The organism is Corynebacterium tuberculostearicum, assembly GCF_046097255.1.
Classification (GTDB): Bacteria; Actinomycetota; Actinomycetes; order Mycobacteriales; family Mycobacteriaceae; genus Corynebacterium; species Corynebacterium tuberculostearicum_J.
On record NZ_CP175770.1, the window covers coordinates 2,051,314 to 2,074,320 of the forward strand.

A 23,007-nucleotide genomic window follows, 5' to 3' on the forward strand; every position below is an offset into this window, starting at 1 on the left:
GGTTTAGGGCGGATTTCCAGCTGCAGGCTGGGAATGCCCTAAAGCCTAATTGGCGGCGCGCGAAAGTAGCAACACAAAAGGGCCCCTAAAACGGGAAAGGCCCAGCCTGGCCGCGGGAGGCGGCGGGGCTGGGCTATGGGAAGGCCGGGATTACTTTTCGTCAGCTTCGGGGCTGTCGGATTCGTCGTCCAGGTCGACATCGTCGCCGTCGAAGTAGTCCTCGTCTTCGTCCTCGTCGTCTTCGCCGAAGATATCGTAGACATCGGGCTCTTCGTAGTCTTCGTCATCGAAGGAGACGAGCTGTGCTTCCCAGTCCAGGGCCTGCTCGGAGACGAGGCCTAGGACATCAAAGAGGCGATCGAAGTCGGTGTAGGTGCCAAGCTCAAGGGCCTCGGCGGGAACCTCCACGATGGGAACGTCATCAAACTCGGCGTTATCAAAGAGGGCGAGGCGGTCAGCCTCGTCGAGGTCCTCATCCTCTTCGTCCACTTCCCACGCGAGGGCGACTGCCTCATCCTCCATGTCATCGAGATCGTCTTCGTCGAAGTCGAAGGCGAGGAAGCGGACGATGGCGGACGGGACGCCGTCAATGGTTTCCACGAGTACGCGCAGCTCCGAGTCATTGGCCACTTCAGCCACGACGAGGTGCGGGTTGAGCTCATCTTGGGCAAATTCCAGTTCCGCGATGCGCTCATCGGTGCCCTCCAGCAGGTCCCGCAGGACGGTGACCACCTGATCGGTAGCGATGTGGCGGGACACCGCCTCCACGGCATCGTCTACAGAGAAGGCGACGGAGACAAGGACTGCCTCGAATTCCTCATCGTCTTCATCAACATCCGCCGCGGCAATGTAGACGTTCGCGGCGGGGAGAAGCGGATCGATTTCAATAAATTGGATTTCCAGATCAGAGGTGATTGGAACGAACATGACGTCATCGTTGACGCGGGACTCGATGCCCTCGGCATCCAATGCAGAAGCAATATCTTCGAAAAAGCTCATGGTGGTTTAAAATCCATCCTTCGGAAGCAGAGGTTCCCACGGTAGGCAAGCCGCCGCCCGCGGTCACTGTGGAGTCTACCGTTATTCCCACCCGGATGGTTGGAAGCCCAAAGATCTCACCAGCTCCGGGCGCCCACTTCCCCACTCCAACATGTGGTATCCCTCCCAGGCTTGCCGCTTGAGCTCGTGCGGCGCGTGCTCAATATAGGCCGCGGCATCGAAGATCATGGTGGCGCGGTGGTTGGACCCGTAGCGTGGCCAGCTCATCTCCGGGCGGCCGCCGTGGATAAAGGCGGACCAGTGTTGCTGCATGGTGGCGGTAAGTTCCTCCATCTCCGCGCGCGAGCCCCAATTGGTAAGGAAAGATGCGCGCGAGGAGTAAGGGTCACCGAAGACATTGCCGAGCTCCATCGAATGCATGGCGCCGAGGCCGAGCCATTTGAGCACGGCAGAGGCGAAGTCGAAGCGATACATCCACGTCGGTGCCACTTTTGCATGGGCGGCGGCGATGCGGGTGGAGGGTGCCCAAAAGAGGGCGTCGGCAAGCAGGTGCGCAAAGTCCTCCCGGGCCACCGCGCCGTCATAGGCAGCGACGACCTCGGGGGCGTGCTGGGGATCGAAGGAAGCCAGGAGGCGCAAGGCGGCGCGCTCGCGGGAGCTTTGGCGCTGGAAGAGGAATTTGCCAAAGCTAGCCTCGTCCGAGTTCGTGCCGATGAGCAGCGGAACCTGGTGCTGATGCCCGTTTTCGAAGGCGGCGATGGGGTGTTCCGGAATGAGCTCATCATCCACCGTGGGCGCGTAGCAGGAATTGAGGTGAATGAGCTCGCCGGCCCGCCACATCATGGATTGGCCCGAACGCACCAGATCGGCAAAGTTTTCCTGGCGCAGGTCCTCCACCGAGGTACGCCGGGGCAAGGCCATGCGGTGGACCAGCTCGCGCGCCCACAAGGTGGACTGGGCGCGGGAATGGATCATGGCAATCGGCGGGGACTGGGCAATGGCGCGGTGGAAGAGGCCCTCCGCGGCCGGGCTCGCCATGAGGGTGAGCACCGCCGCGCCACCGGCCGATTCGCCCATGAGGGTGACGGAATCAGGATCACCGCCAAAGGCCGCGATATTGTCGCGCACCCACTGCAGCGCCAGGATCTGATCGGCCACCGCCGGGTTAGCGCTGCAGTCCCCGCCCAGGCTGCGCAGATCCAAGTAGCCCAGGGAATTGAGGCGGAAGTTAATGGATACGTAGACCACGTCCATGCGGGTGGCCAGCTCAAAACCGCGGAGCATGAGCATGTGGGACGAGCCCATAATGAAGCTGCCGCCGTGCAGGTAGACCACCACGGGAAGCTTCTCTTCAGTGCGCGGGCGCACGATGTCGAGGTGCAGGCAGTCCTCGGAACCGATAATGCGATCGGTCCAGGAATACGTGGGCTGCGGGGCCGGTGGGCCGAACTGGCTGCAATCGCGCACACCCTCCCAGGCCGGTGCGGGCTGCGGCGCGCGGAAGCGGTTGTCCCCGGCGGTGGTATCACCAAACGGGATACCGCGCCAGGTAAGCACCGGCCCGGCGCTAATGGGGCGATCGGTGCGCAGGTCTTCCTCTATAACGCCGCGCACCCACCCGGAGGTAGTGCGCACGGTGAGCTCATCTGCCAGGGCGTTTTGGGCCTCTTCGTGCGCGCGGCGGGCGCGTTCGTGCGCTTGTTTCGCTTTAAGGCGCGCCGCCGCGGAAGACTCCTCCAGAGGGAAACCCTCGGAGTCGCGGTTGTTCTCGTGCGGCGTAACCATACCCACTAGCTTAGGTCGCTTGCACGCCCTCGGCGATCTCATTACGGCGCGGCGGCGCATTAATAGAGCCTTTACTATGCTGGGCGCAGATAAGTTTTAGCGAAAGAGAAGGACACATGGGCTTATTTACTAAAGACAAAAAGGACAACTCCACCGAGGTCGACACCGTCGATACCTATGACATCGATCCGGAAGATACCAACCGCTTTACCTCTGCCCTGCTCAATTCCCTGGACCGCGCAGTGGCCGTACAGTCCGGTGTCATCATCAAGTACGTCGAGAACTTAAAGAAGCGCAATAAGGACGCGAGCCCGCAGCAGCTGCAGGAGCTCATTGACAAACACTTCCTCAATATCACCTCCGGCACGGGTGCGGCCGCGGGCGCTTCCGCTGCCATCCCAGGTGTTGGCTTGGTAACCGGCGCAGCTACCATCGCCGGCGAATCCGTGGTCTTTTTGGAGGCGACCGCGTGGTACATCTTGGCTTCGGCCTACCTGCATGGCGATGACATCAAGTCCCCCGAGCGCCGCCGCGCCCTTGTACTTTTGGTGCTGACCGGTTCGAAGGGCTCCGCTTTGGTGGATACCTTTGTGGGTGATCTCAATAGCGTGGCGGGCATGCGCTCGGCCGCTAGCCTGTCCCGTTTCTCCGGCCCGACGCTGTCTGGAATCAACGGCCGCCTGACCAAGCTTTTTACCAAGCAGATCACCAAGCGCCTGGAGTGGGCGTGGATCAGCAAGCTCATGCCCATGGGCATCGGCGCCGTGCTCGGCACTACCGCCAACCGCAAGCTGGCCAAGCAGGTCATCGAGCACGCCAGCGAGCAGCTTTCTCCCCTCACCCAAGCCTAGGGGTAGCCGGGAACCGATAAGTGGGGCAATTGATACCCCTAACATAGTGAGTTTAGGGGTATGACCCGTATCATGTAGGCAGACTCTTTGGCGAGTGACGCATGCGCTCGTGCAAAGGCCGCACTAAAGTCGAATAAACGACCATTTTAAAGCAGAGAAATGAGGCGAATACCTGCCGTGAGCACATCGAATATCTTCGGCCCCAATGCGTGGCTGATAGACGAGCAGTTCCAGCAGTACTCCAAGGACCCTAGCTCCGTAGATAAGGAGTGGCGCGACTACTTCGAAGCAAACGGCGCGCCCAAGTCTGAGGCACCTGCCAAGGAAGCCCCGAAGAAGCCGTCTAAGCCTGCCGCGAAGAAGACTGAGGGTACGACTACCGCCCGCAAGCAGGAGGCCCGCGAGACCAACGTGGATAAGTCCGTGGCCAAGGCGCAGGAAAAGTCCGCTAAGGCCAAGCAGTCCGTGAAGAAGTCCGAGTCCCCGCTCGACCGCATCGAAGACTACAAGGGCGGCGAGGAGCACCAGCTCAAGGGCATGTTCAAGGCCATTGCGAAGAACATGGAGGAATCCCTGGAGATTCCTACCGCTACCACCGTGCGCGATATGCCGGTCAAGCTCATGTGGGAAAACCGCTCCATGATCAATGACCACCTCAAGCGCACTCGCGGTGGCAAGATCTCCTTTACCCACATCATCGGCTACGCCATGGTTAAGGCCGTACAGCTGCACCCTGACATGAACGTGCGCTACGAGGAAAAGGATGGCAAGCCTTATGTCATCCAGCCGGAGCACATTAACCTGGGTTTGGCCATTGACCTGCCGCAGAAGGATGGCTCCCGCGCGTTGGTCGTCGCCGCCATCAAGGAGTGCGAGACCAAGTCCTTCTCCGAGTTTGTTGAGGCCTACGAGGACATCGTTACCCGTTCTCGCAAGAACAAGCTCACCATGGATGACTTCTCTGGTGTGACCATTAACCTCACCAACCCAGGCGGCATCGGCACCCGCCACTCCATCGCCCGCCTGACTAAGGGCGCCGGCTCCATCATCGGCGTGGGCTCTATGGATTACCCGGCCGAGTTCGCTGGCGCTTCCGCGGACCGCTTGGCAGACCTGGGCGTCGGCCGCCTGGTTACCCTGACCTCCACCTATGACCACCGCGTCATCCAGGGTGCAGAGTCCGGCGAATTCTTGCGTACCATTGGCCAGCTGCTTGTCGACGGCGCCTTTTGGGACGACCTCTTCTCCTCCATGGGCGTGCCTTATGAGCCGTTGCGTTGGGCACAGGACGTGCCGAACTCCGGCGTGGACAAGAACACCCGCGTCATGCAGCTCATCGAGTCCTACCGCTCCCGCGGCCACCTGCTGGCCGATACCAACCCGCTGGGCTGGGTACAGCCGGGCCTGCCTAACCCGGACCACCGCGACCTCGACATCGCGACCCACGGCCTGACCATTTGGGATCTGGACCGCACCTTCAACGTCGGTGGCTTTGGCGGCAAGGAGCAGATGACCCTGCGCGAGGTGCTGTCCCGCCTGCGCGCCGCCTACACCCTGAAGGTCGGCTCCGAATACACCCACATCCTCGACCGCGATGAGCGCGGCTGGCTGCAGGACCGCTTGGAGGCGGGTATGCCGAAGCCGACCAACGCGGAGCAGAAGTACATCTTGCAGAAGGTCAATGCCGCAGAAGCATTCGAGAACTTCCTGCAGACCAAGTACGTGGGCCAGAAGCGCTTCTCCCTCGAGGGCGCCGAGACCCTCATCCCGCTGCTGGATTCCATCATCGATACCGCCGCCGGCCAGGATCTGGACGAGGTCGTCATCGGCATGCCGCACCGCGGCCGCCTGAACGTCCTGTTCAATATCGTGGGCAAGCCACTGGCCGATATCTTCGGCGAGTTCGACGGCAACTACAAGGGCGGCCAGCTCGGCGGCTCCGGTGACGTGAAGTACCACCTGGGCTCCGAGGGCCACCACCTGCAGATGTTTGGCGATGGCGAAATCAAGGTCACCCTCGCCGCCAACCCATCCCACCTCGAGGCCGTCGATCCGGTCATGGAGGGCATCGCCCGCGCTAAGCAGGACATCTTGGACAAGGGCCCAGAGGGCCACACCGTTGTTCCAGTCATGCTCCATGGTGATGCTTCCTTCACCGGCCTGGGCATTGTTCAGGAGACCATCAACCTGTCCCAGCTGCGCGGTTACACCAACGGCGGCACCGTCCACATCGTGGTCAACAACCAGGTGGGCTTCACCACCACCCCGGACTCCGGCCGTTCCACCCACTACGCCACCGACCTGGCCAAGGGCTTCGACTGCCCAGTCTTCCACGTCAACGGCGATGACCCAGAGGCAGTTGTCTGGGTAGGCCAGATGGCAGCCGAGTACCGCCGCCAGTTTGGCAAGGACGTCTTCATCGACCTCATGGTCTACCGCCTGCGCGGTCACAACGAGGCCGATGACCCGTCCATGACCCAGCCGGAGCTCTACTCCGTCATCGACGAGCACAAGGCAGTGCGCGAGCATTACACCAACGACCTCATCGGCCGTGGTGACCTCTCCGCCGAAGACGCCGAGGCAGCCGCTCGCGACTTCCACGACCAGATGGAATCCGTCTTTGCTGAGCACAAGGAAGCTGGCAAGGCTCGCCCGAAGGAGCAGACCGGCATCACCTCCTCCCAGGAGCTCACCCGCGGCCTGGATACCTCCATTACCGCTGAGGAACTCGCCGAGCTGGGTGCCGCCTACGGCAACCCACCAGAGGACTTCGAGTACCACAAGCGCGTGGGCAAGGTAGCCAAGGAGCGCGAGAAGTCCTCCCGCGAGGGCGGCATCGACTGGGGCTGGGGCGAGCTCATCGCCTTCGGTTCCCTGGCCGGCGAGGGCAAGGTTGTCCGCCTGGCTGGTGAGGATTCCCGTCGCGGTACCTTCACCCAGCGCCACGCCGTCACCTTCGACCCGCGCAACGGCAACGAGTACAACCCGATGCACGCCATCGCCACCTCCAAGGGCAACGGCGGCAAGTTCATGGTTTATAACTCCGCGCTGACCGAGTACGCCGGCATGGGCTTCGAGTACGGCTACACCGTGGGCAACCCAGACGCCCTCGTGGCGTGGGAGGCACAGTTCGGTGACTTCGCCAACGGCGCCCAGACCATCATCGACGAGTACATCTCCTCCGGTGAGGCCAAGTGGGGCCAGCTGTCCAGCCTGGTGCTCCTCCTGCCACACGGCTACGAAGGCCAGGGCCCGGACCACTCCTCCGCCCGCATCGAGCGCTACCTGCAGCTGTGCGCTGAGGGCTCCATGACCGTGGCTCAGCCTTCCACCCCGGCTAACCACTTCCACCTCCTGCGCCGCCAGGCACTCGGTGAAATGAAGCGCCCGCTGGTCGTCTTCACCCCGAAGTCCATGCTGCGCAACAAGGCAGCTACCTCCGCCGTGGAAGACTTCACCGAGGTCAAGCGCTTCCAGTCCGTTATCAACGACCCGAACTTCGTTGACGTCAACGGCAAGAAGGTCGGCGATACCGACAAGGTCAAGACCATCATGCTGGTCTCCGGCAAACTGTACTGGGATCTGGAAAAGAAGCGCGAGGCCGACGGCCGCGATGACATCGCCATCGTCCGCGTGGAGATGCTCCACCCGATTCCGTTCAACCGCCTGCGCGAGGCATTCGAGGCTTACCCGAATGCCACCCAGGTCCGCTTCGTTCAGGACGAGCCGGCCAACCAGGGCCCATGGCCGTTCTACAACGAGCACCTGCGCACCCTGATTCCGGATATGCCGGAGCTGGTACGCGTTTCCCGCCGTGCTCAGTCCTCTACTGCCACCGGTAACGCCAAGGTGCACCAGATTGAGCAGAAGAACCTGCTGGAAGAGGCCTTCGACATCTAGTCGCCTCTACCCCGTTTAAACCCCAGTGAGGACCTCCTCGCTGGGGTTTACTCATGCCGACGTCAGCATTAGTAAAACTTCAGTTCTTGCTTCTGCCGGAGCACTCCCTCGGCGTTCTTGCCCTCTCACGTCTTTTCTCATCTCCGATTCCTTCGCGCTCACCAGCGGAACACTGTTGTCTTGGCGGTCGCTTTCCCATGAGCGCCAAGGGAGCGGGTTAAGAAGTAACGCGCTTACTCGATATGTCCAATCGTGTCGCGGATGCTTGTCACTCAAACCCGGGAGCAATGAAAAGCACTAGCGTCGGTATTCACGAGCCCAGAATGGTTCCATATCGAGTCACACGTGTCCTTGATCCTGTGGAGGTGTTGGTCTGCCGGTTGCTAACCATCAGGAGCTCCAAGTTGCCAACAAGCCCGGGAAACTCACACAAACCTGCCAACGGTCAAATATTAAGAACCAGTGAGATTCGACCCGCCGGAAGAATCGGAGTCGCCTTCTTCATGGGCGATGTCGCCACCGGAGGAATTCATCCAGGAGCGTACGACCTTCTCCGCGCTGGAGTCGTCATTTTCTACCTCTTCGACCATGTCAGAGAGATCTTTTTGGGTAATGAACTTAGTCAGCGAGGCCACGGCCTGGCGCTCTTCGCGGTCGAAAAGAATCGTCTTGATAGAGCACCACGAAATTCTCTGGCAACTCGGGCTCAGCCTCCTCGCAGCCGCTGGCACCGGAAGGCTCGACCGTGGTGGTATCCGTGGGCAAGCTCGACATGAGCGCAATGTGGGTGCGGGCCAGGTAGTCCTCCCCGCCGGGCTCGGAGGATTTCTGTGCCTTCTTGTAATCCTTAGAAATCGCCCGCGCCTCACCGGGGTTAAGGATATTAAGGAACGCGCCGGTGCAGCCTACATAGAAATTGCCGCCCGGGTTCATGGAACGCCCACCCTTGGTGTCTAGGAAAATGTCTTCCTTCACAATGGACGCCTCGCGGCCCTGCCCCATCAGCTCCTGGCGGAAGATTTCCGCAAGGACAAGCTGGTCGGTCTCATTGGTATCCACCAAAATGCCGATGGGCTCGCTCTGGGGGCTCTTGGCAAAAGGGTTGGCATCGAACTGGGAAGAGCAGCCGGTAAGCAGCGTTGCGGACAGCACCACACCGGCAATGGCGCGGGCGGGGCGGGCAAAGCTGCGCATAGCGATACTCTTCTCCTTTTAGTTAGCGGCGCGTGAGCGTCTAGCTGATTCTACACCGAGGGCGTGTTTACCTCCTGTTGCGGCGTGACTAAGATGGCAAGGGTTATGTCTAGCGTTATTACTGAATCCGCCGTACGCGAGGCACTCTCCCGCGTCGAAGACCCCGAAATCGGCCGCCCCATCACCGAACTCAACATGGTGAAGTCCGTTACCGTCACCGGTAATGACGTGGCCGTGGAAATCTACCTCACCATCGCTGGCTGCCCCATGAAATCCACCATCGAGTCCAATACCCGCGCTGCGGTAGAGGATATCGAGGGCGTTGGAAACGTCACGGTGACGATGGAAGCCATGAGCGACGAGCAGCGCCGCGAGCTGAAGAAGAAGCTGCGCGGTGGCCAAGCCGAGCCGGAAATCCCATTTGCAAAGCCAGATTCCACCACTCGCGTTTTCGCGGTGGCCTCCGGTAAGGGCGGCGTAGGCAAGTCCTCCATGACCGTCAACCTTGCCGCGGCATTGGTCCAGAAGGGCCTCAAGGTTGGCATCGTGGACGCCGATATTTACGGCCACTCCGTACCCAACCTGCTGGGCTGCACCGACGGCCCCACCGTGCTCGATGATGAGATGCTGCTGCCGCCGATTTCTCATGGCATTAAGCACATTTCCATCGGTCAGTTTGTGGAGGGTAATGCCCCGGTAGTCTGGCGCGGCCCCATGCTCCACCGCGCGCTACAGCAATTCCTGGCTGACGTTTTCTGGGGCGACCTCGACGTGCTGCTCTTGGATCTGCCTCCGGGCACTGGCGACGTCGCCTTGTCCGTAGCCCAGCTCATCCCGAATGCGGAGCTACTCATTGTCACCACCCCGCAGGCCGCGGCGGCCGAGGTGGCAGAGCGCGCCGGATCCATCTCCCAGCAGACCCGTCAGCGCGTGGCTGGCGTAATTGAAAACATGGGCGCCATGGTGATGCCGGATGGCTCCACCATGGATGTCTTTGGCACCGGCGGCGGACAGATTGTGGCCGATCGTCTGGGCGTCATCTTGGGCCATGAGGTGCCATTGCTGGCTTCCGTGCCGCTGGATCCCACCTTGCGCAGCGGTGGCGATGCCGGCACGCCGATTGTCCTCGACTCCCCCGAGTCCCCCGCCGCCCAACAGATCCAGGCGGTAGCCGATAAGCTGGCCATCCGCTCCGATTCCCTGGTGGGCAAAAACCTCAACTTGGGCGTGAACTAACGCCTTAGGTCACATCGCCCCACATGCCGCCGCCGGTGGATTCTTCCCCACCGCTCGGCGGCTTTTTCTCGGGCGCGGGCTGCTCCGTCGGCTGGGGGGCTGCGGTGCGTTGCTGCGGCTGGGGCTGAGGCTGCGGCTGCTCAGCGTAGATCTGAGAGTAGTCGAAGCTCGGGCGCTGCTGCTGCGGTTGAGACTGCGGCTGCTCCTCCGGCTCCTGTGGAGCGGTAGCGGTCTTGACGTTTTCTGCCATCTTCTTGGGGTTGAAATCGTCCCAGGCGGAATCGTCGCCGTCGAAAAGCGCCTTGGTAATAGCGCCCTTCGGGCCAAGGCGCGTCCACTGTGCGGCTTGGGTGAGCGGGCCGCGGATATCATCGAATTCCGAGGTAATCGAGCCCATCTCGCCGTTGAGCTCCGCCTTGGCGTTATTGATGGCCTTGCGCGCCGCGTAAATGGCCGCGCGCACGTCCTTGATCACCTCGGGCATGCGCTCCGGGCCGATGACGATGATGCCCAAAACCACGATGACGAAAATCTCGGGCCAACCAATGGAAGAAAACACGGTTAAATACTAGTCCCTCACTCTTAGCCGCGCTGATTGTGCTTGATTGCGCGAACCACCATCTCCACCTTGTCCAAGAAATCCTGCTGCGGCCGGTGCACGGGCGTTGCCGCATCCGGCCCGGGCGCAACCTCTTCGGTGGCAATGCCCGCGAGCTTTGCCAGCAGGGATTGTGGCGCCTTGACCTTAGCGGAATCCGCGCAGTGGCGAACCCACTCTGAGGCATGGCGCTGCTGGTGCACATCCGCGCGGCACTCGGCGCAGTGCACCAAGTGGATGCGCACGCGGTGCATGAATTTCGGCTCCATCTCCCCGTCCACGAAGGCAACGACAGCCTCTGGGCCAAGGTGCCCGATGGTATCGCTGCGCCGCGCCTTGGCTTTCGCCTTATCGCGGGCCTTGGCCTGGGCGGCATCGAATCCGCCGCGCACGCTCAGCGTGGACAAGGTTCGGCGTCCCCGCAGCGAGTCCATCAACACCCTCCTCCACTAGTTGCTTGGCCTTCAGTGACACGGAAAGTCCCCGCCGGCGGCGGGGACTATGCAGTTTCTTTAAAGTTTAGCGCGCGATGGTTTAACGCGTGCGCAGCAGAATGCGGGTTTCCGCATTGGTTTGCGCCTCTTTTTCGAGCGCCGCACGCAGCTGGGAACGGCCACGGTGGATGCGGGAGCGCACCGTACCCATCTTGACGCCGAGGGTCTCCGCAATCTCGTCATAGCTCATACCTACGACATCACACAGCACCACGGCCACGCGGAAATCGGGAGCCAGACCATCGAGTGCGGACTGCAGCGCTGGGTCCAGGTTGGCCACGGTATAGGCCTGCTCCGGGGTCATATCCGTGCCGGGCACGCGCTCATAATCCTCCGGCAGGGCCTCCATACGGATCTTGGAGCGATGGCGAACCATGTCCAAGAAGAGGTTGGTGGTAATGCGGTGCAACCAGCCTTCAAACGTACCGGCCTGGTACTTGTCCAGGGAACGGAAGACACGCATGAAGGTTTCCTGGGTCAGGTCCTCTGCATCGTGCTGGTTGCCGGAGAGGCGATACGCCAAGCGGTAGACGCCATCGGCGTGTTCGGCCACGAGGTCACCCCAGGCTGGCATGTCGGCTTCGCCGGCATCGAACGCCGCGGTACCGGTCAACTCCGCCTCAGGGGTGGCGGGCTGAAGGGATTCGGCATCGCGCTTCGTTGTTGTCATGCATGTCATCTTTCTACACTTCATGGTGAAACTCCAGCCACAGTGCTGATAATTTCCTGTGAGTCCGTCACATTATCCCCACCCACCACAACCTCGCTGGCTAGGCGCGTTTTTGCCACATCGGCAGCCACTTTTCCCTATGGTTTATTACGTGACTACTACCGCATATGAAGCACTGCGTTCTTATATCGAGACCACCAGCGAGCCCTCCGCGGCCCTACGTGGCGCGCGCGACCACGCCGATGAGTACGGTCTGCCAGTTCCAGATGAATCTACGGGCCAGCTGCTCACCACCCTGACGGCCGCCTCCGCCGGTTCCACCGAACGCCCCCAGTCCGTAGCGATCACCCCGGCCGCCAATGTGGTGGGCCTCTACCTGCTCGCTGGCATGCCCGATAATGGCATCTTGACCTGCATCGACCCCGAGGCAGAGCACCAGCGCAGCGCCAAGACCGCCTTCCGCGAGGCAGGCTATGCACCTTCGCGCGGCCGCTTCCTGCCGTCTCGCCCGCTCGAAGTCATGGGCCGTCTGGCTAATGATGCCTACCAGGTCATCTACGCGGACGTCGCCGCGCTCGAGCTCCCCGCCATCATCAAGGCCGCGTGGCCCCTGCTGCACCAGGGCGGCACCCTGGTCTTGGCTAATTCTTTGCTCGATGGCACGCTTGCCGACGCCTCCCGGACCGACCGCGACACCGCCGCCGCCCGCGAAGCAGACGAGTACCTGCGCGAGCTCGAGGGCGCGAACGTCACCCGCTTGCCGCTGGGGTCCGGGCTCACCCTCGTAACGAAGCTTTAGACCTTCTGGTTTTTGCCGACGACAACCACGCCGCCGTCAGAAACCTTGAAGCGCTCCTCATCGCGCTCGCGGTCCACGCCGATAATTGCGCCATCGCTGACGACGACGTTCTTATCGAGGATCGCGCGGCGCACCACCGCACCACGGCCGATGCGCACGCCCGGCAGGATGACCGATCCTTCGACCGTGGCGCCATCGGCCACGTGGACGTCAGACGCCAGCACCGAATTGCGCACCGTGCCGCCGGAGACGATGCAGCCCGGCGCCACCATCGAGGACTGCGCGATGCCATTTTGCACGAACTTCGCCGGCGGGAAATTGGAATCATCCGTGGAGTGAATCGGCCAATTCCGGTTATAGAGGTTGAAGATTGGGTGCACCGAAATCATGTCCATGTGCGCTTCATAGAAGGAATCGATGGTGCCCACGTCGCGCCAGTAGCCATGATCGCGCTCGGTAGATCCCGGCACCTCATTGGCCATGAAGTCATAGACGTGCGCCTGCCCGCGCTCCACAAAGTACGGAATAATATCGCCACCCATATCGTGGGCGGAGTCCTCGTTCTTTTCGTCCTCCAAGAGGGCGTCAATAAGCGCCTGCGCAGTAAAGACATAGTTGCCCATCGAGGCATAGCTCATATTCGGATCATCCGGCGTGGCCGGTGGGTCCGCGGGCTTTTCCACGAACTCCGTGATGGTTCCCATGCCATCGGCCTGGATGCAACCAAAGGCCGTTGCCTCAGAACGCGGCACGCGAATGCCGGCCACCGAGCAATCCAGCCCCGTGGCAATGTGCTCTTCTACCATCTGCGCCGGATCCATGCGGTAGACGTGGTCCGCGCCGAAGACGATGACGTAATCCGGATTCTCGTCATAGATGAGGTTGAGCGACTGCACGATGGCATCCGCCGAACCGTTGTACCAGCGCTTGCCGCGGCGCTGTTGGGCAGGCACCGAAGCAATGTATTGCGGCGTCGGCCCCGCCAAGTTCCACGCCTGGGAAATGTGGCGGTCCAGCGAGTGGGACTTGTACTGGGTCAGCACCGCAATCTTAAGGAAACCGGCATTGACCAGATTGGAAAGGACAAAGTCAATGAGGCGGTAGGAACCTCCGAAAGGCACGGCGGGTTTGGCGCGGTCTTCGGTCAGGGGAAAAAGGCGCTTTCCCTCGCCGCCGGCGAGGACGATGGCTAGGACATTTGGCAGGCTTCTCACGTTTTCAAACCTATCCGCAAATCCCACATTTCGCAGCAGATATATGCACATTTCTACCCCCATCCCGTATTTCTGCACGCGGCACCAGAGATACGTATTCTGGGTGGGCATGAGAGCCGGAATCTTTTCCAAAGAATACCCGCCGGAAATCTACGGCGGAGCCGGAGTTCACGTAGCTGAACTCACCCGTTTCATGCGCGATATCATCGACGTCTCCGTGCACTGCATGGGCTCCCCGCGCGAAGAAAAGGACGTCTTTGTACACGGCGTAGACCCCGCACTCGAGGGTGCCAATGGCGCGCTTAAGACCTTGTCCACCGGGCTGCGCATGGCCGATGCCGCCTCTGACATCGACATCGCCCATTCCCACACGTGGTACACGGGTCTTGCCGGCCACCTCTCCGCCCAGCTCTACGATATTCCGCATGTGGTCACCGCCCACTCGCTGGAGCCGCACCGCCCGTGGAAGCGCGAGCAGCTCGGCGGCGGCTATGACGTCTCCTCGTGGTCCGAGAAGAACGCCATGGAATATGCCGACGCCGTCATCGCCGTCTCCGCCGGCATGAAGGACTCCATCCTGGATGCCTACCCGCGCATCGACGCCTCCAAGGTCCACGTCGTCCTCAACGGCATCGACACCGAGCTATGGCAGCCGCGAGAGGGGGATGTGTTGGACAAGCTGGGCGTCGATAAGCAACGCCCCATCGTTGCCTTCGTCGGCCGCATTACCCGGCAAAAAGGCGTGAAGCACCTGCTGCAGGCGGCGCAGAAATTCGACCCGGATATCCAGCTGGTGCTGTGCGCCGGCGCGCCCGATACGCCCGAAATCGCGGCGGAGACCGAGGCGCTGGTAGATGAGCTGCGCGCCCAGCGCGATGGCATTTTCTGGGTCAAGGACATGCTCCCGCGCAACGAGGTCCAGCAGATTTACTCCGGCGCAGATGTGTTTGTCTGCCCCTCCATCTACGAGCCGCTCGGCATCGTCAACCTGGAAGCCATGGCCTGCGGCACGGCCGTGGTCGCCTCCAACGTGGGCGGCATTCCGGAGGTTGTGGTCGATGGCGAGACCGGTGTGCTGGTGCCTTACGACGCCACCGCTACCGCAGCCTTCGAAGCCGACCTCGCCGCCGCCGTCAATGACGTCGCCGCTGATAAAGAGCGCGCCGCCAATTTTGGCCGCGCCGGCCGCGAGCGCGCCATCCGCGATTTCTCTTGGGCTACGATTGCCGCCCAGACCGTCGATATCTACCGCAGCTTGATTTAAGGAAGGATAGCCGTGACAACTCACCGCCCCGAACTGCATTTTGTCCCTGAAGACGGCGTCCTCGACGCCCCCGCTGGTATCCTGCGCGACGGCGATACCTGGCACCTGTTCTACCAGTACCGCCCCACCGCGGACTCCCCTGCCCGCTGGGGACACACCTACTCCGAAGAGTCTCCCTTTGACTGGTTGGACTGCGACGATGTCCTCGCACCCGTCGGCGGCGAGCTCTCCCTGCGTGCTGGTTCCGTAGCCCAAGGCCCGGACGATATCCACCTCTACTTCACCTCCGTGACCGCCGCCGGAATCGCCGTTCACCTCGCCCGCTATGCTGACGTGGACGAAATCTGCGAGGTCTCCGATGACCCGCAAGCCCTCGACCCCAATGTCGTTCGCTTTGGCGAGGTCGTAGGCAATACCCGCAACTTTGATCACTTCCGCTCCCCCTCCGTGGTGCCCGATTGGGCCTCCGAGGACCGCGATGACGGCCACGACGGCTGGCTCATGCTCGCGCTCACCGGCCACTCCGACGCCCCGGTTCCCGTCATCCTCGAATCCGCCGACGGCGTGTCTTGGCGCCTGCGCGGCAGCCTCAAGTTCGACGGCGACCCTGGCTTCCTAGAGGGCGAGGTCCCCGCTACCTCACCGATTCCCCCGGTCGTCTCCCCGCGCCTAGTCCGACTGCGCGATGAGGTTGACGGCAATATCTACGACGTCCTCTTTGTCACCTTGGAGCGCGGCGGCCGCGACGTCTCCGGCTACCTCGTCGGCCGGCTGGAGGGCACCACCTTTACCGTGGTCTCCGGCTTCCGCCGCGTAGATTTCGGCCACGATTTCTCCCGCCCTCGCAGTACCAACACCACTACCGGCACGCTCACACCGGAGCAGCGCTACGAGCGCGCCGTCATCATCGGTCTCCTCAACGGCAACGGCCGCGGCGATGATGCCACCGCACACGCCTCCTGGGAGTCCGAAGGCTGGGCCAATGCCCTCTCCCTGCCTCGCCGGGTCACCCTCGAAGGAGGCGTCCTCTATCAAGCACCCGCCCCTGGCCTGCCCGATGCCGTCAAGCTCTCCGATTACGCCCGTTCCTGGACCGGCGTCATGGAGGTCCCTTCCGGTTCCTGCGTAACGGTCACGCTTCTCGACGGCGCCGGTGACCCCGCCGCCACCATCCGCCACTCCGGCGATGGCATCAGCCTCGATCGCTCCATGAATAAGGCATTCGACCACTGTTTCGCCGATTCCGAGCCCGCCACGGCCACGCTTGCCGAAGGCGACTCCGATACCCTCACCATCATCCAAGACGGCTCCACAGTCGAGGTTTTCGTCGACGGTGGCCTCATCGCCATGGCATCCCGCGTCTACTTCGAAGGCGGCTGCTCCGGACTGCGGGTCGAGACCTCCGGCGATGCCATCATCGAGCAGGACTGGCAGCGCTCCGGTTCCAAGCTCTAACCCCCCGGCTCTCAACGCCGCCTCACCCGACCCCGTTTCTCCTCACCCCGCCCTTCGCGCTCACCGGCGCGGCCGCCCAGCGCGGTCCCGCCTCCCTTGGTGAGCGGCAAGGGCGGGGTTTTCGTTTTCAGTCCACATCGCTGGGTGGCGCCGCCCCGCGTTCCTCCTCGCACCGCCCTTCGCGCTCACGGGGAGGGGCTGGGGCGTCGGAAAGCGTGTGCCGGTGAGCGGCAAGGTCGAAAACCTCCCCTCGCGCTCACTGGGGAAACGAAAGAACCGCCCCACGCGCTGCCGGTGAGCGCGAAGGGCGGTGGAGGTGGCTGGGGCCGGCCGAGACCTAGACGGCGCAAAGGCGATCCAAGCGTGCGCGGGCGGTGACCGTGAGCGTCGGGGGCAGCGCGGCCATGCGCTCGGCGAGTTCGCCGGCGCTGATGTGGCGCGCGGACGGGCTCATGCCCACCTGAGCGGCCACGGAGGCCTTATCAAGCTCGATGGGGAACGAGATATCCACCGGGTCGGCCGCCTGCTCGAGGAAGCCCTCGGCCTGCTCATACATGCGCTCGACCTTGCCTTCTTCCACGCCGAGGATGCCGAGCGGCTCGCGCAGCTCGTCCAAGTGTCCGGCGCCGGGGGTCAAGACGATGACCTGGCCGCCCGGGGCGAGCACGCGCTGGAATTCGGCGGGATTGCGCGGGGCGAAGACGACGGAGATTGCGTCGACGGACTCATCCTGGATGGGAAGGCGCTCCCACACATCGGCCACGACGGCGCCGACGCGCGGGTGGCACTTAGCCAAGTGCTTCGCGGCGTGCGGGGAAATATCGAGGCCAACGCCACGGGCCTCCGCGATGGAGTCCAGAGTATGGGCCAGGTAGTAGCCGGTGCCGGCGCCCACCTCGAGCAGGGAGGCGGGCGTGGACTCGGCCAGGGAGGCGGAATCCAGTCCGTCCTGGACGGCCCCGGTTACGGCCTCAACGAAGGGCGCGAAGTGGCCCATGGCCAAATAGGTCTCGCGGGCGTTGACCATATCCATGTCATCGCCCTTGTGCTTGAGTCCGGCGCCGGCTGCGAGGGTGACGTAGCCCTGCTTGGCCACATCAAAAGAGTGGCCGGATTCCGAAACGAGGCGAGAGAAATCATCGGCACCAGAAAGCGCGGTGCCATCGTTGGGATCGGCCAGAATGTCGACGATATGAGAAAGCATGTACCTAGACTAGCTAGAAACCTCGGTCAACAGGGAACCGAGCTCGGCGGCCTCGTCCTTGCTCAGCTCGATGACGATGCGACCGCCGCCATCCGAGGGGATGCGCATGACAATTTTGCGGGACTCCTCTACTGCTTCCATTTCTCCGCCCGTCGTGCGCGGCTTCATTGCTGCCATAGTGAGTCTCCTTTAGTTAACTTCTTTTCCTTCCAGCTTAGACCTTTTCTGCGCGGAAGATAGTTGTTCTTCCAGTTGCGCGAGGAGATCGTCTACCTGATCCTGGCGATATCCACGGGGAACTACCTCGAATTTCACCTGGTCAAGGCGGCCTTCGCGGAGGGCGGCGCGGTTATTTTCGCGCACCTTCTGCGGCTCGTCTAGCGGGTGCATGACCTCGCCGCGGCCAAAGATGGAGCCCCATACCCAGGTGCCGATGACGGTCAGGGCGATGAGGACAAGGAGGAGCATAATCCAAGACAGCATGGCTTAAACCTTACCTTTTAGCGGCGGGCGTTGAGCAACGGGAGCGATGACCCCGGCGCGGGCGAGCAGCGTGCGCGCGACTACCTCGGCCATCGGCGCCAGCTCGTGCAGCGGCCGGTTGCGGTGTACCCGCGTGCCCAGGTCTACCTGTGCGATTGTGCCCCGCTTGCCGACGTCCACCATTAGCCCCGCTTCCACCCCATACCCCTCCACGAAGGGCAGTTCTAGGGCGGTGGCGCGGCGCAGGGCGTATTCGCCGCCGAGGGGCTGATCGATGTGGGCGAGCTCGGGAAAGAACTGCTTGATGAGCGGCTTGGCGGTCAGTTCGGTCACGCGGCCACCGCCGGTGGGCTGGCCATTGAGGCTGCGGCGGTAGCGGGCTTTGACCATCTCCACCGCTGGGTCAGCGAAGGGCGCGGCCAAGGCCGAGACCATGCCGGGTGCAGCGGATCCAAGGTCGGCGTCGACAAAGACGACGATGTCTCCCTTCGCCGCGGCAACCCCGCGCCAAAGGGATTCACCCTTACCGGGGCGCGGTTCCTCTGGGAGGATATCGCGCCAATTGCGCACATCCGCTCCGGCGGCGGCAGCGCGGGAGGCGGTGGCGTCGGTGGAATCGGCGTCGATCACCAGCACTTCCAGGGGGTCATCGGCGAGGCAGGCGCGCACGACGTCCGCGACGGTGCCCTCTTCGTTGAGCGCTGGGATGATAACGGAGACGCTCATGCAAGGCCTCGCGTGGCTGCTAGCGGGGCGACCTCGCCTTGGATGGCTGCGGTCATGCGTATGACATCGGCGGTCTCGGCCACCTCGTGGACGCGGAAGGCGGCCACGCCGCGGGCCGCGGACCACGCGGTGGCGGCTAGGGTACCGGCCACGCGCTCTCCTACCCCGCGGTCGAGCGTCTCGCCCACGAAGTCCTTATTGGATAGCGCCATAAGCACCGGCCAACCGGTGGCCACGACCTCGTCGATGCGCCGCAGGAGCTCGAGCCCATGGAAGGTGTTCTTGCCAAAGTCATGCGTCGGATCGATGAAGGTCAATTCCTCCGGGCAGCCGAGGGAGGCGGCGCGCTCGGCCAGTTGGGTGGTTTCCGCGATGACATCGGCCACCACATCGTCGAAGTGGACGCGATGCGGCCGGGTGCGCGGGGTGATGCCGCCGGTGTGCGAGCACACGTAGCCCACGCGGTGGTGGCCAGCGACCTCGATGAGCTCGGGATCCCAACCGGCCCAGGTGTCATTGACCAGGCCGGCGCCGGCTGCGATGGCGGCCTCTGCCACCTCGCTGCGCCAAGTATCGACGGAGATGAGCACGTCCGGGTGGCGCTCGTGTACCTTCTCGATGGTCGGCACCACGCGGTCGATTTCCTCCGCCGCGTCCACGGCCTTGCCGGGGCCAGCCTTCACGCCGCCAATATCGACGATCGACGCACCGGCCGCGATCACCTCATCACAACGGCGCAGCGCCGGGTCAAGGTCAAAGGTTGCGCCCTTGTCATAGAAGGAATCCGGGGTGCGATTGACAATCGCCATCACACGCGCGAGGCTCAACGCGGCTCCCTGATGCGCTTATCGCTCATGACTTGGTGGCGCTGGATGATGTGGGAGAGGGCCTCATCGGGGTCGTCGGTAAGCAGGAAAAGCTCCCGGTCGCCCTCGTTGATATAGCCGCTGGCTGCCAGGGTCTTGTCCATCCATTCCAGCAGGCCGGACCAGTACTCGGTGCCCATGAGCACGATGGGGTAATTGGTCACCTTGCCGGTCTGGACCATGCACATGACCTCGAAGAACTCATCCATGGTGCCCATGCCACCAGGCAGGCAAATGAAGGCCTGCGAGTACTTCAAGAACATTGTCTTGCGGGCAAAGAAGTAGCGGAAATTCAGGCCCAGATCCACATACTCATTAAGCCCCTGCTCGTGGGGCAGCTCGATGCCCAGGCCCACGGAGAGCCCGCCGGCCTCGTGGGCGCCGCGGTTGGCTGCCTCCATGATGCCGGGGCCGCCGCCGGTGATGACGGCATAGGAGTGCTCGGCCAGCTTGCGGCCAACCTCGACGCCCAGCTGGTAGCTCGCATCCTCCGGGGTGGTACGGGCGGAGCCGAAGACGGTAACGGCCTTCGGCAGCTTGGAAAGCGCATCAAAGCCAGCGACGAACTCGCCTTGGATGCGCAGGACGCGCCACGGATCGGCGTGCTGCCACTCATGGTCCGCGCCGGACTCCAAGAGCCGCTGGTCAAAGGTGGAGGCCTGCTCGCCTTCGGTGCGCAGCAGCATCGGACCGCGCAGGGTGCGCATCTGTTCGGGGGTCATTATTATCCCTTCAGGTAGTTCAGGAGGGCGGTGGATACTTCGGCGATCTGCGCGGTGGGGACCTGCTCGTCCTTCTTATGCGCGAACCCGGGGTCGCCGGCACCGAAGTTTACGGCCGGGGTGCCCATTTCGGAGAAGCGGGCGACGTCGGTCCAGCCGTACTTGGCGCGGACGTTGCCCCCGACGGCGTCGATAAGAGCCTTGGCCGCCGGCTGGCCCAAACCGGGCTGGGCGGCCGGCGCGATGTCATCGATCTCGATGGTGACATCTTCTTCCTCGCCGATGATGGACTTCATATACTCCAGCGCCTCGTCGCTCGTGCGGTCCGGCGCAAAGCGGAAGTTTACAAACATCCATGCCTCATCCGGCAGCGTATTGGTGGCCACGCCGGACTCGAGGTGAACGATGTTGAGGCCCTCGCGGTAGGTGCAGCCATCGATGGTGACATCGCGGGACTCATAGGCGGCGATGCGGCTCATAATGGGCGCGAGCTTGTGCGCAGCGTTGGATCCGAGCCACGCACGGGCCGAGTGCGCGCGCGTGCCGTGGGCGGTAACGCGCAGGCGGATGGAGCCCTGGCAGCCGGCCTCCACCATGGCGCCGGAGGGCTCGCCCAGCAGCGCGAAATCGCCCTCGAGCCACTCAGGGTGGTCTTTTTGCAGGTGGCCCAGGCCATTAAATTCAGTGGCTACTTCTTCGCCCTCATAGGCGATGACGGTGAGGTCATGCTTTAGCTCGTCCGCTTCGTGCAGCTGGGCAAAAGCATTGAGGTAGACGGCCATGCCGGACTTCATGTCCACGGTGCCGCAGCCCCACATAATCTCTACCCCGTCTTCAGAGGTTTCCATGTGATGCGGTACATTTTCTGCCAACGGAACGGTATCAATGTGGCCGGCGAGTACTACGCGGGAATCTAGCCCTCGGTTCGTCCGGGCGCACACGGTATTGCCGTAGCGGGCAACCTCGACGTCCAATCCGCGCAGCGCTTCTTCGATGGCGTCTGCGATGGCCTCCTCATGGTGGGAGGGGCTCGGAATATCCACGAGCGCCTTGGTTAGTTCGATGGGGTCTGCATATAGATCTAAAGTCACAAAGCGCCATGCTAGCGCTCCGCGCAGCTCACCGCATTGTGTAAAGTTCACTTCACTGCAAATAATTCGTCCTCCCTAAGGTGATAACAATGGCCGAAGCCACTCAATTGAAATCCCGTCATCTCACGATGATGGGCCTTGGCTCCGCCGTGGGCGCCGGCCTCTTCCTCGGCGTGGGTCTCGGCATCCAGATTTCCGGCACCTCCGTGCTCATCTCCTATGCCGTGGCCGGCGCGCTCATCGCACTGGTGATGTGGATGCTTGGTGAAATGGCCGCCGCCCGCCCCTCTTTGGGGTCATTTTCCACCTACGCCGGCCAGGCCTTCGGCCACTGGGCGCGCTTTACCATGGGGTGGATTTTCTGGTTCATGCTGATCATGGTCATGGGTGCCGAAATCACCGGCGCGGCCGCCATCATTTCCAACTGGTTCGATATTGCCCCATGGATTCCAGCGCTTATCGCCGTGGCGTTTTTCGCGGTGGTCAACTTCGCGGCCGTGGGCGGTTTTGGTGAGTTCGAGTTCTGGTTCGCCATCATCAAGGTTGGCGTCATCGTCACCTTCCTCGTCATCGGCGCACTCATGGCGCTGGGCATCCTGCCGGGCATGGATGTCTCCTTGGCCGGTACCAACTTCACCGATAACTTCCTGCCTAATGGCATGCCTGGCTTCGCCGCCGGATTGCTGGCCGTCGCCTTTGCCTTCGGCGGCATCGAGCTGGTGACCATCGCGGCGGCCGAGTCCGAGGATCCGGCGCACAACGTCGCCACCGCGGTGCGCGCCATCATCGTGCGCATCATGATTTTCTACATCGGCTCCATCGTGGTGATCACCATGGCGTTGCCGTTTAGCTCCATCCAGGACGCCGATGTCGCGGCCGATTCCCCCTTCACCCTGGTGCTCGCGGCCGCCAAGATTCCTTTTGCGGCCGGCTTCATGGAGGCCATCATCGCCCTCGCCTTGCTGTCTGCCTTCAACGCGCAGATTTACGCCACCTCCCGCTTGGTCTTCGATATGGCCAAAGACCACTGCGCCCCGGGATTCTTCCTGAAGCAAAATCGTGCCGGCTCCCCCATCAACGCCGTCATCTTGTCCATGGTCTTCGCCTTCGCTTCGGTGGGCCTGCAGTTCTGGAACCCGCCGGGGCTCCTGGCATTCCTCTTCAACGCGGTCGGCGGGTGCCTGCTGGTCATCTGGTCCTTCATCGTGGCTTCCTTTATCAAGTTGCACCCCGTCCTGCGCGATAATGGCGAGCTGACCGAGATCCACGTACCCGGATTCCCCTGGCTTCCGTGGGTTACGGCCGCCGCCCTGGCCGGACTGACCCTGCTCATGCTCTTTGATCCGGCCGCGCGCAACCAGGTCATCTCGGTGCTCATCCTCGCCGCGGTGCTCGTCATCTTGTCCTTCGTGCTTCCCACCGGCCAGCGCGCGGAGGCGCAGAAGTAGTTGCTAAG

22 protein-coding genes are annotated in these 23,007 nt (G+C 62.6%); 7 read left to right on the top strand and 15 right to left on the bottom strand.

Translation table 11 applies throughout. The features are described from left to right. Positions 1–150: 150 nt before the first annotated feature. Together ACKFRY_RS09745 and ACKFRY_RS09750 are read right to left on the bottom strand one after the other, a co-directional pair. A complete protein-coding gene (locus ACKFRY_RS09745; RefSeq protein WP_408922771.1) occupies positions 151–999 on the bottom strand; it encodes a DNA primase in 849 nt (282 codons plus the stop codon). Positions 1,000–1,080: 81 nt separating this feature from the next. After that, a complete protein-coding gene (locus ACKFRY_RS09750; RefSeq protein WP_408922772.1) occupies positions 1,081–2,784 on the bottom strand; it encodes a carboxylesterase/lipase family protein in 1,704 nt (567 codons plus the stop codon). Between the two features lie 116 nt (positions 2,785–2,900). On the opposite strand from ACKFRY_RS09750, the gene ACKFRY_RS09755 reads away from it, so the two are divergent. Together ACKFRY_RS09755 and ACKFRY_RS09760 are read left to right on the top strand one after the other, a co-directional pair. Further along, complete coding sequence (locus tag ACKFRY_RS09755; RefSeq protein WP_250410284.1) at positions 2,901–3,635, top strand: hypothetical protein; 735 nt, start codon at positions 2,901–2,903, stop codon at positions 3,633–3,635. A gap of 177 nt (positions 3,636–3,812) precedes the next feature. Continuing rightward, positions 3,813–7,535 carry a multifunctional oxoglutarate decarboxylase/oxoglutarate dehydrogenase thiamine pyrophosphate-binding subunit/dihydrolipoyllysine-residue succinyltransferase subunit gene (locus ACKFRY_RS09760; protein WP_408922773.1) on the top strand — a complete coding sequence of 1,241 codons (3,723 nt, stop codon included), beginning with the start codon at positions 3,813–3,815 and terminating at the stop codon, positions 7,533–7,535. Positions 7,536–7,987: 452 nt separating this feature from the next. Here the strand turns inward: ACKFRY_RS09760 and ACKFRY_RS09765 are convergent, their stop codons facing one another. After that, a complete protein-coding gene (locus tag ACKFRY_RS09765) occupies positions 7,988–8,170 on the bottom strand; it encodes a hypothetical protein (RefSeq protein ID WP_408922774.1) in 183 nt (60 codons plus the stop codon). After that, the gene (locus tag ACKFRY_RS09770) at positions 8,154–8,729 is read right to left on the bottom strand and encodes a hypothetical protein (protein ID WP_408922775.1); all 576 of its coding nucleotides are present in this window, start codon (positions 8,727–8,729) and stop codon (positions 8,154–8,156) included. Before ACKFRY_RS09770 ends, ACKFRY_RS09765 begins: the two co-directional genes overlap by 17 nt. Before the next feature lie 105 nt (positions 8,730–8,834). On the opposite strand from ACKFRY_RS09770, the gene ACKFRY_RS09775 reads away from it, so the two are divergent. Beyond that, entirely contained in the window at positions 8,835–9,965 is a 1,131-nt protein-coding gene (locus ACKFRY_RS09775; RefSeq protein WP_198492846.1) for an Mrp/NBP35 family ATP-binding protein, read from the top strand. A 4-nt stretch (positions 9,966–9,969) separates the two neighbouring features. On the opposite strand, the gene ACKFRY_RS09780 is transcribed toward ACKFRY_RS09775, so the two are convergent. From ACKFRY_RS09780 to sigE, 3 genes are all read right to left on the bottom strand, one after another. Next, the gene (locus tag ACKFRY_RS09780) at positions 9,970–10,524 is read right to left on the bottom strand and encodes a twin-arginine translocase TatA/TatE family subunit (protein ID WP_408922776.1); all 555 of its coding nucleotides are present in this window, start codon (positions 10,522–10,524) and stop codon (positions 9,970–9,972) included. Between the two features lie 23 nt (positions 10,525–10,547). Further along, positions 10,548–10,997, bottom strand: a complete 450-nt coding sequence (locus ACKFRY_RS09785; protein WP_408922777.1) for an anti-sigma factor family protein — start codon at positions 10,995–10,997, stop codon at positions 10,548–10,550. A gap of 100 nt (positions 10,998–11,097) precedes the next feature. After that, on the bottom strand, positions 11,098–11,727 hold the full coding sequence (sigE, locus tag ACKFRY_RS09790) for an RNA polymerase sigma factor SigE (protein ID WP_250413477.1): 630 nt from the start codon (positions 11,725–11,727) through the stop codon (positions 11,098–11,100). A gap of 151 nt (positions 11,728–11,878) precedes the next feature. On the opposite strand from sigE, the gene ACKFRY_RS09795 reads away from it, so the two are divergent. After that, positions 11,879–12,526, top strand: a complete 648-nt coding sequence (locus tag ACKFRY_RS09795) for an O-methyltransferase (RefSeq protein ID WP_316986566.1) — start codon at positions 11,879–11,881, stop codon at positions 12,524–12,526. Here ACKFRY_RS09795 and glgC read toward each other — a convergent pair. Further along, positions 12,523–13,740 (bottom strand): glucose-1-phosphate adenylyltransferase, encoded by a 1,218-nt coding sequence (gene glgC, locus ACKFRY_RS09800; protein WP_239277895.1) that lies wholly within the window; start codon positions 13,738–13,740, stop codon positions 12,523–12,525. The two genes, ACKFRY_RS09795 and glgC, sit on opposite strands and share 4 nt — an antisense overlap. Before the next feature lie 109 nt (positions 13,741–13,849). Between glgC and glgA the strand changes: the two genes are divergently transcribed. Both glgA and ACKFRY_RS09810 read left to right on the top strand, forming a co-directional pair. Then, positions 13,850–15,004, top strand: a complete 1,155-nt coding sequence (gene glgA, locus ACKFRY_RS09805; RefSeq protein ID WP_408921288.1) for a glycogen synthase — start codon at positions 13,850–13,852, stop codon at positions 15,002–15,004. A 12-nt stretch (positions 15,005–15,016) separates the two neighbouring features. Further along, complete coding sequence (locus ACKFRY_RS09810; protein ID WP_408921289.1) at positions 15,017–16,459, top strand: GH32 C-terminal domain-containing protein; 1,443 nt, start codon at positions 15,017–15,019, stop codon at positions 16,457–16,459. A gap of 337 nt (positions 16,460–16,796) precedes the next feature. Here the strand turns inward: ACKFRY_RS09810 and ACKFRY_RS09815 are convergent, their stop codons facing one another. Genes ACKFRY_RS09815 through dapE form a run of 7 tightly spaced genes read right to left on the bottom strand, consistent with a single transcriptional unit; the run spans position 16,797 to position 21,551 of the window. Then, positions 16,797–17,663 (bottom strand): methyltransferase domain-containing protein, encoded by an 867-nt coding sequence (locus tag ACKFRY_RS09815; RefSeq protein WP_408921290.1) that lies wholly within the window; start codon positions 17,661–17,663, stop codon positions 16,797–16,799. Positions 17,664–17,672: 9 nt separating this feature from the next. Then, positions 17,673–17,840 (bottom strand): DUF3117 domain-containing protein, encoded by a 168-nt coding sequence (locus tag ACKFRY_RS09820; protein ID WP_005323535.1) that lies wholly within the window; start codon positions 17,838–17,840, stop codon positions 17,673–17,675. A 12-nt stretch (positions 17,841–17,852) separates the two neighbouring features. After that, entirely contained in the window at positions 17,853–18,146 is a 294-nt protein-coding gene (locus ACKFRY_RS09825; RefSeq protein WP_005327512.1) for a DivIVA domain-containing protein, read from the bottom strand. Positions 18,147–18,149: 3 nt separating this feature from the next. Continuing rightward, positions 18,150–18,872, bottom strand: coding sequence for a glucosyl-3-phosphoglycerate synthase (locus ACKFRY_RS09830; protein ID WP_179386325.1), 723 nt, complete (start codon positions 18,870–18,872; stop codon positions 18,150–18,152). Further along, positions 18,869–19,681, bottom strand: coding sequence for a dihydropteroate synthase (gene folP / locus ACKFRY_RS09835; protein ID WP_302259729.1), 813 nt, complete (start codon positions 19,679–19,681; stop codon positions 18,869–18,871). The genes ACKFRY_RS09830 and folP overlap by 4 nt, the downstream gene beginning before the upstream one ends. Positions 19,682–19,695: 14 nt before the next feature. Continuing rightward, on the bottom strand, positions 19,696–20,460 hold the full coding sequence (locus ACKFRY_RS09840) for a TIGR00730 family Rossman fold protein (protein WP_236882573.1): 765 nt from the start codon (positions 20,458–20,460) through the stop codon (positions 19,696–19,698). 2 nt (positions 20,461–20,462) lie between these two features. Beyond that, on the bottom strand, positions 20,463–21,551 hold the full coding sequence (gene dapE / locus ACKFRY_RS09845; RefSeq protein ID WP_408922778.1) for a succinyl-diaminopimelate desuccinylase: 1,089 nt from the start codon (positions 21,549–21,551) through the stop codon (positions 20,463–20,465). 89 nt (positions 21,552–21,640) lie between these two features. On the opposite strand from dapE, the gene ACKFRY_RS09850 reads away from it, so the two are divergent. Further along, complete coding sequence (locus ACKFRY_RS09850; protein WP_408922779.1) at positions 21,641–22,999, top strand: amino acid permease; 1,359 nt, start codon at positions 21,641–21,643, stop codon at positions 22,997–22,999. Positions 23,000–23,007: the final 8 nt, after the last annotated feature.